The following is a 15,432-nucleotide window of genomic DNA, read 5'->3' on the forward strand; positions in this document are numbered from 1 at the left end:
ATAATAAATATAAACTTAGACAAATTATACATACTTTCCACGTAAAGACACGCAACAAGGCTTAGATTATAGTGTTGAGATAGAGTATAGAGTAGATAAATAAAGAATTGGGAATAGAATTATTCCATGAATAGAAGATTTAAAGAGCGTAAACTATGAAATATAAACAAAGCTTTCAAGTAGATTATACCTACGAGGTACACTTTACTCACAACGTATTTTGTTCTGATAACCAAACTTTATCTGAAGTCCTAGGTAAGGATGCAGTGAAAGCGATGTTTTTCATAGATGAAAACGTCTATAAATCGTTTCCAACATTAAAAAAAGATATTCAGCATTGGTGTGAAGAACATCCAGAAAATATTAACCCAAGTTTACCGATACACGTGGTTCCTGGTGGCGAAAAAATTAAAAATGATTTTTCTGTAATTGAGAAATTAATTTCGGCAATGCTTGAAGGCGGTATCTGTCGACATTCATACGTCATCATTATTGGTGGCGGCGCAGTATTAGATGCCGTTGGTTTTGCCGCTGCTATATTTCACAGAGGTGTTCGCCAAGTACGTATTCCTACAACTATTCTCGCCCAAGATGATTCTGGCGTAGGGGTTAAAAATGCTGTGAATTTCTTAGGTGCAAAAAACCTTTTGGGGACTTTTGCCCCAGCAGAAGCCGTGATTAATGATTCTCTATTCATTAGTTCATTAAGTGAACGAGATCGATTAGCTGGAATTGCAGAAGCTTTTAAAGTTGCATTAATTAAAGACGAACACTTCTTTGATTATCTAAAAAGTAATACCGCTGGAATTAAGTCTGGTGACCCATTAGTCATAGAGCACTTAATTAAGCGTTCAGCTAAATTACACATGGATCATATCTGTCAAAATGGAGATCCTTTTGAAAAAGGATCCTCACGTCCTTTAGATTTTGGGCATTGGTCTGCCCACAAACTTGAGGGTTTAACTAACCATGCATTATCCCATGGAGAGGCCGTCGCAATAGGTATTTGCATCGATATGCTCATAGCATCTTTATTGGGCATGGTTGAATTGAAAACGAGCTTAGAAGTCATTGGGACCTTTCAAAAAACAGGTTATGCCATTTGGCATTCAGCACTTGAACAGAAGAACTCTAAAGGTGAACTTTCTATTGTACGTGGACTTACAGAGTTCAAAGAACACTTAGGTGGCCGTTTAACTATCCCCATGCCAACTCGTATAGGTCAAATGACTGACATCCACGAATTGCCATCATCCATCGTTAAAGAAGCTTTAATTCAATTGAAAGAATTAGCAGGAATATGCAAGTAAAACCAGGCAGGCATTTATCCTTTTGCCTAAATGTATTTGCCTTAGATACATTGGAGAAAATTTTAATTGTCTTAGCCAATGAATGTAGGGACATAAAAAAAAGCTTTAGTTCACAGCAGGATATGGGGCTAGGATTATGGCTAAGTGCTCAAGTGGTAGAAGAGTTACAAGCAGAAGATAAATTATCCACCTTAAAAAGTACTTTGAAAAATTTTGGTTTTTATGTCTTCACATTAAATATCTTTCCCTATGGGAACTTCCATCAAAGTCCCGTTAAAGAAAACGTTTATTATCCCGATTGGGGTGAACAGAAACGCTTAGACTATACTTGTAAAGCAGCAGATGTTTTATCTGAACTTTGTCCAGATAATTATGGTACCATGAGTACTGTGCCCGTTGGCTATGGAAAAGTTTTACCAAGTCACGCCATTCATAATATTGCTCACTGTGCGACCTATTTAAATGATCTTCATGAGAGAACGGGTGTAAAAATAGATTTGGCTTTTGAGCCTGAACCAGATTGTTATTTAGAGACTTGCGATGAAGCGATTATCTTTTTTGAACTATTAAAACAAAAACTCCCTAATAAGCAATTAAGCTTTTTAGGGATTTGTTTAGATACTTGTCATTCGTCCTTGCAGTTCGAATTGCCTTACGAGAATATAAAAAAATATCTTAGTGCAAAGATTAACATAGCTAAAGTTCAAGTTTCCGCAGCGGTTATCTTGGATTGTAAAAGTGACTTAGATAAACAAGTATTATTACCTTTTTCTGAACCGGTATATCTTCATCAAACACGCATTCTCAAACAAAATGGCGAAGTAGAACACTATCAAGATTTACCACAGGCATTAGTTGACGGTAGCCATGGAGAATGGAGATGCCATTTTCATATTCCATTATATTTTAATGGTGAGGGCTCGCTGAGTTCCAGTAATAAAGATTTAACTAGAGAATTTTTTGAATTAGCTCAAAAACATTGTAAACATTTTGAAACAGAAACATATACGTATTTTGTTCTACCTGAGCCCAAAGAAAAACTAAGTGCATCAATCAGTAAAGAATTAATGTGGACAAAAGATAAGTTTTAACTAAACTCCTTTCTTTTTACACGCTTGCGTGACCCTGAACTACATTGATCTAGAGAATTTAAGAGCTCGTGGACATAGCTACTTTCCGTTTGAGAGTTGTGCATCCAATCGCTAAAGTTTTTAGCCGTTTTTTGAACGCTCATCGACTCAGTGAAAAGAATCCAGATACTTTCATTGTCACCCATATCAATATAGAGAAATTCTTTATGACTTCTTCCTATTATTATACTATTCAATAAACGTTTAGGATGAATAAATCCTAAATCAGAAATAATAATATTGTCTTCGGATGTTTCTATGCAGGCATTTATATGTTGATTCATAATGACTTGCATATCAAAGAAATCAGAAAGCTTTTTTGGAGAAGAAAATAAAGTCCAAGTTCTCAACGTGGTTTTCGAGTTACTTGTATAACGGGGGAATATATATATATCCGTGTGATCACTACTTTTAATAAATTCTGAATACTTCGATGTGCTTGCTCTCATATACCTTTCCTTTTCATTTTAACAACCATCCATTGGTCCTAGTAAATTACTAAATGACAAGAAAAAAATAAAAGCAAGAGCCTATAATATTAATTTTGTATGAGTAAAATAATTTCTTACTTAAAAACATTTTCCTTAATAATAATTTCACAAAATTATTGACTCTCATTGACTTTTTCTTGCATATTAACTGGTTTTTCTTCAATTCAAAAATCATCACTTTTATAAATCGCCATAGTTATATATTTTCTGCGAGTAAATAAACACAGTCGTGAAGAGAGTGAAAAAAAACAGATACTTTAACCAGTGCTAGACTGGTTAAATCACTTATTTTCATATAGAATTTATTTTAGTATCTCTAACTTAATATCTTAGGTGTTAATAATGAATAAAATTTTAGGTTTTGATTTAGGAGGAACAAAAGTTCTAGCGGCCGTTTTGGATAAGGATTTCAATATCCTTTCTCGAGTTAAAATGAAGGCCAATGCTGACTTAGGTCTAAACTCAGTATATAAAGTTATTTGTTCAGTTATAAATGATGCATGTGATGAAGCAGGGATAAAAACATCCGACTTATCAGCTATCGGTGGATGTGCGCCTGGTTTGGTGGAACCCAAAACTGGCTTAGTTTATGATTCACCCAATCTGGGTTTTAAGGATTTCCCATTACAAGAGAATTTGTCCAAAGATTTTAATCTCCCTGTGAAAATTGAAAATGATGTAAATGCCGGACTTTATGGTGAACTTCACTTTGGCGCTGCTAAGGGGATGAAAAATGTATTGGCCTTATCTCCTGGAACAGGGGTTGGAGGTGCAATAGTTATTGACGGCGATCTTTATCGTGGTGCGAGAGGCGGAGCAGGGGAGTTTGGACATATAGTCGTACAGCCGGATGGACCTCTTTGTGCTTGTGGCCAAAGAGGTTGCTTAGAGGCTATAGCTAGCAGAACAGCACTCTCTCAGCAAATATTATCCTTTGCCGTACGTGGTCGTATTCCTATGGTGATAGAAGAGGCTAAGGCTAATCTGAAAAAAGTAAAAAGTGGTTTGATTGCTAGGGCCTATAATTCAGGAGACCCAGATGTGAAAGCTATTATTGATTATGCAGCTCGATATCTCGGTGTAGGCATGTCTAACTTAGTAAACTCTTTTAATCCGGAAGCCATTATTTTGGGGGGAGGCTTAATCGAAGCTTTGCCAGAACCATTTCTAGAGATATCAACTAGAGTAATGCGTGAGCAGGCAATGAGGATTAATGGTGAAGAAGTCAAAGTTTTAGCGGCTGAATTAGGTGATGATGCAGTGATTAAGGGCGCTGCAAAATTGGCAAGTCAATTAATAGCTTAATTTTTACTCTGCAAATTATACAATATTAAAATGATCCAAAGCAATAGATGGATAAGTGCAATACAGCTATAGAAAGTTCTTTGCTCATTATGTGCTAAGTAAGCAGCAGTAAACCAAATCACGGTACTGATAAAAAATATCTTACTCGGTAAAACTGTCTTTTTCATTATACTCCAGAATTGACTTTCGATAAAATATAATTTGATTCGCATAAAATCAAGATTTCGTCAGTATCAAAACAATCTCCGGAAGATAAGTTAAGTGACGTCGTTACTGAAAAGCCATGTAAAAAAAAAGCCTTTGCGAAGATCGCAAAGGCTTTTTTAGGTGTCGTACTAGTCAATACTAGTAAACGTCACGAACGTAGCGTTTGTCAGCTTTGAGTTTCTCTACATACTCTATAGCTTCTGTATCACTTACTTTACCGTGTTCACTAATAATTTGGTGAAGCGCCTTGTCGACATCTTTCGCCATGCGGAAAGCGTCACCACAGACGAAGAAATAGCCACCTTCTTCTAACCATTGGAAGAGTTCTGCACCATTTTCACGCATGCGATCTTGAACGTAAATTTTTTCTTCTTGATCACGTGAAAAAGCTAGGGATAGATTCTCCAAGTAATTATTTTCCTGAAGATCTTTTAATTGATCTTTATAAAAGAAATCATTAGCTTCGTTTCTATCGCCAAAGAATAACCAGTTTTTACCTTTTGCTTGACGCATTTCACGTTCCTCTAGAAAAGCTCTAAAAGGAGCGATGCCTGTGCCAGGACCAACCATAATCATCGGTAAAGTGTCATCATCTGGTACAGCAAAAGCTTTATTCGCATGCATATAGCAGAGGATGTCAGTTTCATCTTCTTGAACTCTATCAGCTAGGAAGGTAGAAGCAACACCATGACGTGTACGGCCGTGGCTATTATAACGAACGCTACCAATAGTTAAATGAACTTCACCAGGGTGTTTCTTAGGGCTAGATGAAATCGAATAGGCTCGAGCTTGGATTTTTTTCAACAAAGGTATGAGTGTCTGAGTATTGAGTCCATGTTCATAATGAGCGAGGAAATCAATTAAATCACGACCCCATAAGAATTTATTAAGAGCCTCTTTATCATCTAAAAGTGCAATCAATTCCTTATCTTGAGAGTTGTGTGCAACAGTCTGTACAAGCTCTTTAGTCGGAGTTTTAATTTCAGATTTGTGTAATAGGGCTTCTCTAAAACTAATTTCGCCATCTTTGGCTAAATCTACTATCTCGTCACCATTGGCTGCAAGGACTTCTATAATGTCATCAACTAAAGATTCTTCATTTACAGGAATGACATTCAGTGCATCACCAGCTTTGTAATCATAATCAGAGCCCTCTAAGCTTATTTCATAATGAACGACTTCTTTTGTCGAATCATCAGAGGTCAAAATGACTTTTTTGAGGAGTTTTGCGGGGAAAGGCTTCTTTTTACCAAAGCTATTATTATCCTTTTTAACGACAGTCTGTGTGCCAGTGATATCGCCTGCGGATTGATCGCCTAAAGCGGAAATAGCAGGGAGAGATTCATTTACCCATTCTTCGAATGCCTCTTCGAAGTCGACATCACAATCAATACGATCGTAAGCTCGAGTAGCACCTTGCTGTTCTAGGACAGCGTCCCATTGTTTACCTGCTTCACAGAAAAGGTCGTAGGAGCTGTCTCCTAAAGAACAGATAGAGAAGTTAAGTCCTTCAAGTTGAGGCGCATCACTGGCTGTCATAGCCGTATAGAGTGCTTGAGCATTATCGGGTTGTTCGCCTTCTCCATAAGTGGAAGTGATAATGATTAGCCTTTCCATTGCTTTTAAATCATCAGTGGAAACATTTCCCATGTCATGGACTTGAGCTAACATACCAAATTGAGCCGCGAGAGCCGTACAATCATTGGCAAGAGATTCTGAATTACCTGTTTGAGTGCCGAAAAGAATATGAAGTTCTTTGCCTTTAGGGGAAGAGTCTGCTGAGCTTGAAACTCCAAAACTTAAACCATTAAAATAACCATTGAGCCATTTTAATTGTCCTTCACTGAAAGGAACGTTTTCAGGTATAAGTGGAAGCCCCGTTTCTTTATTGAGAGCATCTTTTACGAGTGCTAAAGAAATCTGAGCGGCAAAATCTTTGAGGAAGCTCATTCGAGCGGCAATAGCTTCTTGGTTTTTAAGGTCCTGTTCCATAATCCAGGAGTAGGAGCCAAGAGAATTATTTTCTAAAACATCGCGTAGGTAAAGAGCTTTTTTGTAGTCATAAACTCGTTTATCAGCGAGACTTTTAGCCAATAACTCATCATCAAACTGAGCTAGGGAATCACGGGAAACTTTGAGTAATAATTCCATGAGGCCTTTATCTTCGGTAAAAATGATATTTTTGATGTATTTAGCTAGAGTTTCATCTTTGAGTGCTAAATCAAATTTATTCATTTTCTCTAAAGTAAGAGCAGAAGCTTTACAGAAGATAGAATAACGAGATATCAATCTAAAAATTAATGAGGTGTTATAATCTCCTAAAGAAGGTGTCTCTCCATTGAAGAGACGAGTTTCTTTTTTATACGCATCTTTAATTTGTTCGATCTGAATATGGGTATAGTTACTGGCAAGCTCTTCTAACATCTCTTTACGAGAGGTGTTTTTGATGAGACATTCCCAAGTCTGAGTCTCAAACAATGCGAGCGGGATAGCATAGAAGAAATTCTTTTTCTCTTGTTCCCAGTTATTGAGTATAGCTTGAGCTATTTCAGATTGGTTAAATTTTATTTGTTCTTGTAATAAATAGTAAACAATTTTTTCATGTACATCTGATTCTTGACTTCCATTAAATCTATTGATAACAACAGAGTCTTTGTTATAGAGCATAGGGAGTTTGTTTTCTGGATCATACTGATAAGCATTACCACCAGACATACCATTGCCCCAACCTTTGCCAAAGGAGCCTAAGTTAAGAATGGTACCGGATGTCATGTATTCACAAAAGAAATCTCCGACGCCTTCAACTACGGCCATGGCACCTGAATTCCGCACGGCAAAACGATCGCCAGCTTCACCATTGATATAGCAACGTCCACCAGTAGCCCCAAAGAGGGCAAAATTACCGATTAAAACGTTTTCGCCAGCTTTAGAAGAACCACCACCAGGAGATTTTACGGTTATAATGCCACCTGACTGAAGTTTACCAACGCCATCATTACATGTACCAAAATGCTGTAGTAGCATGCCATTGTTGAGTAAGGCACCATAAGATTGGCCAGCAGAACCATTGGTTTGGATTGTTAAGGCCTCGGGACTGAGGTAGCGTCGTCCGGTATCATTTTCAACAACGGATGGGGCGCGCTCAAAATCGCTATCTTTGAAACGGTAATTAAGAATTCTTTCAATATCGACAGAGAGTTGACCACCGACTGATTTGTTGCGATTATTAAGCTTATACTCAGAACCTTTAAGTAATAAAATTTTTTCTTTTCCGTAGAGTAATTCTTTTTCAACTTTGCCCAAGATTTTGTCATCAATCGAGAAATCAGCCTCGAGATAAATGGGGTCTTCAATTTTAAGAATATCTACTTCTGCAAGTAAGCCACCAAAGTTTAGCTGTCCAATAATCTTATCGTGCTTAACTAAGTGAAGTAATTCAGTCTTACCACAGACGTCAGCTAATTTCTCATAACCCAAGTAAGCTAAAAGTTCACGAACTTCATGAGCTACATTGAGGAAATATTGAGCTAAAGCACGCGCATCACCTTGGAAGAGTTCTGGGTTAGTGGTGATACCTGCAGGACATTTTATATTACAGTTTTTCGCCATGACACATTTGAGCATCATTAAAGCAGAAGTACCAAATTCAAATGAATCAGCACCTAAGATAGCCGATTTTAGAACATCCATGCCTGTTTGGTGAGCATTAGAAGAACGTAAAATAACTTTATCACGAAGGCCGTTGAGAGCCAAGGCTTGATGAACTTCTGCAATTCCTAATTCGGCAGAGCGACCTGTGTTTTTCAGTGATGTAACGGCAGCGGCACCAGTTCCACCAGTATTACCAGCGACATTAATCACATCAGCACCAGCTTTGGCGACACCGACCGCAATAGTTCCGATACCTTCTGATGAAACGAGCTTAACGATAACTTTGGCTCTGGAGGCTTTACAGTCGTGAATAAGCTGACCTAAATCTTCAATAGAATAGGTATCGTGATGAGGAGGAGGAGAGACGAGCTCGATCTTGGGTGTACCACCACGGCTAGAAGCAATCATGACGGTCACTTTAAAGGAAGGTAATTGTCCACCTTCACCAGGTTTAGCACCTTGAGCAATTTTAATCTCGACTTGTTCGAGTGAAGGATCGGCAAAATAGCCAGCCCAGACACCAAAGCGGCCAGAGGCAACTTGCTTAATAGAACTTGCTTTAATGGTATCGTAACGCACACGTTTTTCTCCACCTTCACCAGAGTTAGAGAGTGCACCCGCAATATTAGCACCTTGTGAAACTGCTTCATGAGCTTCAGCAACTAAAGCACCGTGAGACATAGCAGCAGATGAAAAACTTGCCGTAACTTCATGTGCCGCTTGGACTCTAGATTTATCAATAGAATCATTCGCAGTACGAATATTATTCAGGTAAAAAGTAATATCTTGATCTGAGCTTTCTATTGTCAGTGAATTGGGATTTATCTTAGCACTTATTAGTGAGCCAAAACGTTCCTCGAAATAGTCTTTAAGCCATGAGATTCTATCATCTGAGCTGAGGCTCATAGTGATTTCAAATTGTGTTTCACTTAGTTTTGTAAGTGAGAGGCCTTTGATGAGGAAACAATTATTTCCTTTCAGAGCCTGTTTATTTAAAATGGCTTTCAATTTATTTGCATCTTTAGCTTTGTTGATATCTGCAGGGAAATACATGATATCTCTAAGTGCTGCTGGACGGACTTTACGTTCTGTATAGACATTCGTTACAAATTGACGATAGGCCTGCGTTATACGATGAGAATCAATTTCGTCACTTGTACGTTGGCGTTCACCATACTTTTGATAGGTCAGATGGCCCAAAGGATCATCTTCTGGATGGGGGACTTCAGCAAGGAATTCGTCTATGTCGGCAGTATAATTTTCGGCATCCTTAATTTTACTATCACGAATTAAATTGCGGTCAAGGATACTGGCAATCGAACGCATGGCCGCTTGATGTATAGAGAGTTCTACATCCGCAAAAATATCGGACAGTGCTGCAATGAGGTCACTCTCATGCATAATGTCTTTGCCGATGCGTTTATAAACTAACTTGAGTTGACTGAGTGCCTGAGGGAAAACTTCATGAAGTTCAAAACGGGTAAATATATCTTCTAATTCTTCGTCGATTGAGTAAAGAACTTCTTCTTCAGTCATGTTGATGTATTCACGTACAGCGACTAAGCCGAAAGAGTGACCTGCACCGCCTTGACGTTCTTTAAAAAGGCCGAGGTGAGGGATATCACTTTCGTCTTTTATACCGAAAGCTTTAAAGTGCCACTCGCTTGCGGAGGCCGCAATCTCAGAGTAACCAACGCCACCAACGGGTGAAGTAATGTTAGGGAAATGTTTTTTGAGCTGAGGGTCATCAGTGTTGAGATAATTGGATTCAAAGATTTCACCACCTATATAAGATTCCGCAGTACATAAACCGAATTTACCCATAATTTTCATCAAGGATTTAGCAATAGCCTGGCGGTAGTTGTTTAAAGCAGTCTCAACATCATTGGGCATTAAGGTTTGGGCACGATCGTGAATAGTTAAAGGGCATACCGCAGATGCACCAAAACCTAAAGCCGTTGCGACATCATGTGATGAGGCGATTTGTCCAGTTTCAACAATAAGTGAGGAGTTAAAACGCAAGCCTTTTTCGATCAGATGTTGATTGCTTGATGCAATAGCTAATAAAAGTGGAATGGCTGCTTTGCTTTTAGAAATCCCTTTATCAGAAAGGATGATGATTCCTGTCTTTGCGGAGGCCGCAAGTTCAACTTGAAGGCAGACTTCGTCAATGGATTTATTGAGATTAGCTTCGTTTATATCATGATCTTTTGAAGGAGTGAAGAGTATATCAATAGTTTTAGTCGATACTTCTTTGTGACTACGGATAGAAGTTAACTCGGACTTTTTAATAAATGGATTTTGAATGACAATTTGCTTGGAATTAGATTCAGAAAAATTGGGTTTAGCACCTAATGAAACACGTAAAGTCATGCCATCTTTTTCACGAATTGAATCTAAGGGAGGGTTGGTTACTTGTGCAAAACGTTGTGAAAAATAACGCGACATGCCACCTTCGTCGGCATTTAAGACGTTTAGTGAAACACCATAGCCCATTGCAGATATCTTTTCAGCGGCACCTTGAATCATAGGGTCGAGTAAAAAGCGGAATGATTCTTGATTCATGCCATAAGCAACGGCACGTTCATAAAGTTCGAGTTCGTTCTGTTCGACCTCTTCAGCACCTGCGTCAAAGTCACTAAGATCAAGTTTACGTTGCTTCAATAATGTTTTGTAGTCTTCTTGTGTCGCTAATGAATGTTCAATACTCTCGGTAGTGTATGATTGACCAGTTTCATGATCGAAATACAACATTCCACCTGCTTCAATACGACCACGTGTAATGACTTCTTCAGGGGGGAAGTCAATTTGGCCAGCTTCTGACATGACACAAACATACTCAGTTGTTTCAATAGTCCTTAAGGGGCGTAGACCTAAACGGTCAAGTCTAGCACCGACTTTGGTCCCGTCAGAAAATAATAGCGCAGCTGGGCCATCATTTTTTTCTTCATAAAGAGAGAAGTATTCGTACATGTCTCTAATTAAGGGATCAATATCATGCTTATTTTCCCAAGCGGGAGGCATCATCGCTAATACAGCGGTTGCAATATCCATATCATCTTCAATCACGCGTCTTTGTAAGGTCTGATCTAAGCGAGCTGAATCTGATTGTCCTTTTGGGAAAATGATTTTTTTGTTTTTCTGTTTAGCAATAGCATCTTCTGATAAACGATTTTTTTTGTCTGTATTGAGTTCGCCATTATGAGCCATGCGACGGAAGGGTTGAGCCATAAAAGTAGCAGGGGCCGTATTTGTCGAAAATCTTGTATGAAACAAAAAGACGCGTATAGCCATGTCTAAATCAGTAAGGTCCCTGAAGTAGGGGACAACTTCACCTGAATTTAAACGGCCTTTATAAACAATAGTTTTTGAGCTCATTGAAAGAGGATAAAATCCATTGAGGCTAGGGTCAGAATAGCCTGTAGATTCTATTTCGGTGAGTGCTTCATTAATAAGGTTTTCAAATGAAAATGCAGTATTACAACTTTCAGGTTTACCAAAGATAAGTTGATATATAGGCAGTTGAGCTTTAACTGCAGCATCATTCAAGGCTTTATGATTTACGGGAACATCACGCCATTTCAAAATGGGGATTTGATACTTTTTTAGCACATCTTCGATGAGTGTTCGAACTTTAGGATTTTGTTGTGCGTCTTTCGGAAAGAAAAAATTGGCGACACCAAAGTTTCCAAGTTGGATATTGTCATCTTCAAGAACTTTTCTAAAAAAGTTGAGAGATAAATCAATGTTGACTCCTGCGCCATCGCCAATGCCTTCTGCACTCATACCACCACGGTGAGGGATAACGCAAAGTGCTTCGTGGCCTTTTAATAATACATCGTGACTCTGTTGACCGTCTTTACGAGTTATAAAACCAACGCCACAGTTGTCGTGATATTTATCTTCATCATATAATAATTGTTTTTTCATTAATCTTAGACCTTATCAATTTTATCTGCCCACGGCAGAGTTACCTCTAATTATATATAAAGGTTTAGTTAAATTTATAAGTCCAATAAGTCTATGAATTCTGATATTACAATATTGTTCTATTTATTTTTGATAAAAAATAAATTAAAACACCATTATTATATAGTGTATCTTGCTGTTTTTAAGTAGTTTACATATATTTAAAGAGAGTCCCTATGAGCGTCTTTAAGCTTTGATGATTACATTTTAGGTATGACTTTTAATGTATTTTAATGGGCATTGATTACGTTTATGTAAAATTACAAAGATCACAATACATAAATAGCTTCATGTGATGGTTTTTGTCTTTATGGGGGATTGATGTAGTTAAAAACTACGATTGGAACTAAGGTCGAAAAGGATTGGGATTAGTCTTTAACCAATTCTCTAATTCTTCAAAAGAGAGAGAAGAAACCATCAGGCGGCGGCTTTTCCCTTTTACAGCAATTTTGTATTCGCGTTTTAGTATGTCGGAATCATTGAGTGATGAAAAACAATGGTTCATCACAATATTACCGTGAAGAGTTTTTGAAGCTTCTTCCAAGCGAAATGCAGTATTGACAACATCTCCTAAAATAGTATTTTCACTCATCGCCACGGATCCCATGTTAATACCACAACCTATATCGATATTATCAGGTACTTCGGGATGGATTTTTGGCAGGGTTTTAGTTAAGCGATGTATATCGTATGCGGCATCTAGAATTAATGGGACAGCAGCAGGGTCGGGGTGTTTAAGTTCCCATTTAGCTAAAACACAATCGCCAATAAATTTATCAACGACCCCGAAGTTTCTTTCAATGATATTTCTTGTTGCTTTAAACCAGTAAGTCATTGCGTTAGTTAAAGTCTCTATGGGCAGAGTTTCAGACATTTGAGTGAAATTCCGGATATCTGCAACCAAAATAATAACAGAACGAATCTCGGGGCTAACTTGAACGTCACTATGTTGATATGATTTAAGCCCACTTACGGGAGAATTTTCATGCTTATGAAAAATCATTTTGGTTGTGCCAATTGTTAGACTGTCTCGATCAGAAAGAAGCATGGGGTTATTTATACGTTGATTGTTTAAATAAACACCATTGCGACTGCCCATATCTATTAAATAGTATTTGTCTTTACCCACATAATTAATAACGGCATGATTACGAGAGCAGAGAGGATCTGATAGCTGAACGACATTTGTAGAATCTCTTCCTATGGGAGTGATAGGAAGACAATGAACCTGTTGTGTGGATTTATCCTTGTTTACAATTTCAACAAAAGAAGTCATTAAGCATAGCCATGTTTTTATTATTATACCTCAAGATAGACAATCTCATTTTCATGAGCCCATAACTTACAATGAAGTTCTTAAGCTAGTGAAACAATGCTAAGCAGAGCCTCAAGCTATTTCTTTACTGTTTATTAATTGTTTTTTAAATATACGAAGGGTTAAACATACTTTAATTATTAATTTAGACCGAAAATGGCCCTCGTTTAGTCTGTTTCACATTTTAGAGAGGGGAGGATTAAATCTTTTCAGAGAAAAGATAGGTGCTTTCACACTTGATTATCAATCATCTTATATCAAGGGCCTAAAGAAGTAAGCTAAAGTATAAAACCACATGGGTTTAGATACTTTTTAAAAATATTGTAAAAAAAATGTTTTTAGGCAAGACGCATAAATATATGGCTTTATAGTCGACAAAAATATATTATTTAATTTATAAGGTATAGAAATGATTAATTCATTATTGTTCGCTAGTTCCTCAGGACTGAACGCGACGGATCATCCCCTGGGCTATTTGGCACTCGCGGTTTTCGTCTTATCATATTTGTGTGTAATTTTCGAAGAAATGCTTCATATGAAGAAGTCTAAACCTGTAATGCTAGCGGCTGGTTTAATTTGGATAATTGTAGGTATGATTATCTATAGTAAAACAGATGATACCCCCATCAAACAAGTGAGCGTTGAACATGTTCAAGTTATAGATAGTCATACAGTAGTTAGTGACTCAAAGACGCTTAATTCTAATCATGATGATGCCCATAGAATAGAAGATGGATTAAAAGATTCAGTTCATGGTGATAATGAAGTTAAAGATTCAATTCATGGTGATAATGAAGTTAAAGGTTCAATTCATGGTGATGAAGTGGTGAAAACCGAACGAGAAGAGGCTTTCCATCATTATAACTTAGAAATAAAACATCTTTTGGTAGAGTTTTCCGAATTATTCTTTTTCTTATTTGTCGCAATGACTTTTATTCTCACGATGGAAGATCGAGGTGTTTTCCGAATGTTACGTGCCTTTCTAGTCGGTAAAGGTTATAGCTATAGACAGTTGTTTTGGATTACCGGAGTGATTTCTTTTTTCCTTTCACCAATAGCAGATAACTTAACAACAGCATTAATAATGGGTACAGTGGTATCTCGTATGGCTGATGGTAATAAAAAGTTTTTAATCCCAGCCTTTGTCAATATAGTTGTAGCCGCCAACTCAGGTGGAGCATTTTCTCCCTTCGGTGATATCACAACCTTAATGGTTTGGCAGGCAGGAAAAGTGACTTTCTTTGAGTTCTTTGCTTTATTTCTTCCTTCTGTAGTTAATTTCATTGTACCCGCAACTATTCTTTATTTCTTTGTTCCCAAAGAAAAACCTGCTCCACTTAAAGAAGAAGTTAAAGTTTACTATGGCGCAAAAACTGTCAGTATCTTATTTGTTGTGACCGTAATACTTTCTGTTACACTTCATAATTTTTTTCATATGCCTCCATTCTTGGGGATGATGACAGGTATGTCTTTCCTTCTGATTTATAATTACACTCAAATTATCCAGAATCGTGAAAAGCATAATGGTCAACCAGAAATCAACGTCTTTAAATATATTGAGAAAACAGAATTCGATACATTATTTTTCTTTTTCGGAGTCATCTTCTGTATTGGTGGTTTAGCCTATATAGGTTATATCGATAAATTGGCATCTGTAATGTATGCAGCTGAAGATAAAACGGCTGCCAATGTTATTGCAGGACTTTTATCCGCAGTCATTGACAATATTCCTATGATGTTTGGCGTTCTTAAAATGGATCCCACAATGAGTCATTATCAATGGTTAATGATTACTTTAACTGCTGGTGTAGGTGGTTCAGTATTAGCCTTAGGTTCAGCAGCAGGAGTAGGCTTAATGGGAGTTGCCCGCGGTCAGTACACTTTCATGGCCCACTTAAAATACTCTTGGGTTGTAGTCATCGGCTACGCAGCGGCTGTTTATACACATTATTTAATAAATAGCGGCATGTAAAACTTATCATTTCAAAAAAGCCCTGAGCAATATTGCTCAGGGCTTTTTTTGGATATGATTAGTCGTACAAGATCAAGTATTG

At 37.5% G+C, this 15,432-nt stretch carries 7 protein-coding genes; 4 read left to right on the top strand and 3 right to left on the bottom strand.

Going from position 1 to position 15,432, the window contains the following annotated elements; translation table 11 throughout:
• Nucleotides 1–155: 155 nt before the first annotated feature.
• Together PQO03_RS16715 and eboE are read left to right on the top strand one after the other, a co-directional pair.
• Nucleotides 156–1,310, top strand: coding sequence for a 3-dehydroquinate synthase (locus PQO03_RS16715; RefSeq protein WP_274151880.1), 1,155 nt, complete (start codon nucleotides 156–158; stop codon nucleotides 1,308–1,310).
• The gene (eboE, locus tag PQO03_RS16720; RefSeq protein ID WP_274151881.1) at nucleotides 1,301–2,401 is read left to right on the top strand and encodes a metabolite traffic protein EboE; all 1,101 of its coding nucleotides are present in this window, start codon (nucleotides 1,301–1,303) and stop codon (nucleotides 2,399–2,401) included. The genes PQO03_RS16715 and eboE overlap by 10 nt, the downstream gene beginning before the upstream one ends.
• On the opposite strand, the gene PQO03_RS16725 is transcribed toward eboE, so the two are convergent.
• Complete coding sequence (locus PQO03_RS16725; protein WP_274151883.1) at nucleotides 2,398–2,889, bottom strand: hypothetical protein; 492 nt, start codon at nucleotides 2,887–2,889, stop codon at nucleotides 2,398–2,400. The genes eboE and PQO03_RS16725 overlap by 4 nt on opposite strands.
• 384 nt (nucleotides 2,890–3,273) lie before the next feature.
• On the opposite strand from PQO03_RS16725, the gene PQO03_RS16730 reads away from it, so the two are divergent.
• Nucleotides 3,274–4,236 carry an ROK family protein gene (locus PQO03_RS16730; RefSeq protein ID WP_274151884.1) on the top strand — a complete coding sequence of 321 codons (963 nt, stop codon included), beginning with the start codon at nucleotides 3,274–3,276 and terminating at the stop codon, nucleotides 4,234–4,236.
• Nucleotides 4,237–4,581: 345 nt separating this feature from the next.
• Here the strand turns inward: PQO03_RS16730 and PQO03_RS16735 are convergent, their stop codons facing one another.
• Together PQO03_RS16735 and PQO03_RS16740 are read right to left on the bottom strand one after the other, a co-directional pair.
• Complete coding sequence (locus PQO03_RS16735) at nucleotides 4,582–12,024, bottom strand: glutamate synthase-related protein (protein ID WP_274151885.1); 7,443 nt, start codon at nucleotides 12,022–12,024, stop codon at nucleotides 4,582–4,584.
• A 385-nt stretch (nucleotides 12,025–12,409) separates the two neighbouring features.
• The gene (locus tag PQO03_RS16740; protein ID WP_274151886.1) at nucleotides 12,410–13,339 is read right to left on the bottom strand and encodes an adenylate/guanylate cyclase domain-containing protein; all 930 of its coding nucleotides are present in this window, start codon (nucleotides 13,337–13,339) and stop codon (nucleotides 12,410–12,412) included.
• 448 nt (nucleotides 13,340–13,787) lie between these two features.
• Between PQO03_RS16740 and nhaD the strand changes: the two genes are divergently transcribed.
• Complete coding sequence (gene nhaD / locus PQO03_RS16745; protein ID WP_274151889.1) at nucleotides 13,788–15,350, top strand: sodium:proton antiporter NhaD; 1,563 nt, start codon at nucleotides 13,788–13,790, stop codon at nucleotides 15,348–15,350.
• Nucleotides 15,351–15,432 lie beyond the last annotated feature (82 nt).

This window comes from Lentisphaera profundi (assembly GCF_028728065.1).
Classification (GTDB): Bacteria; Verrucomicrobiota; Lentisphaeria; order Lentisphaerales; family Lentisphaeraceae; genus Lentisphaera; species Lentisphaera profundi.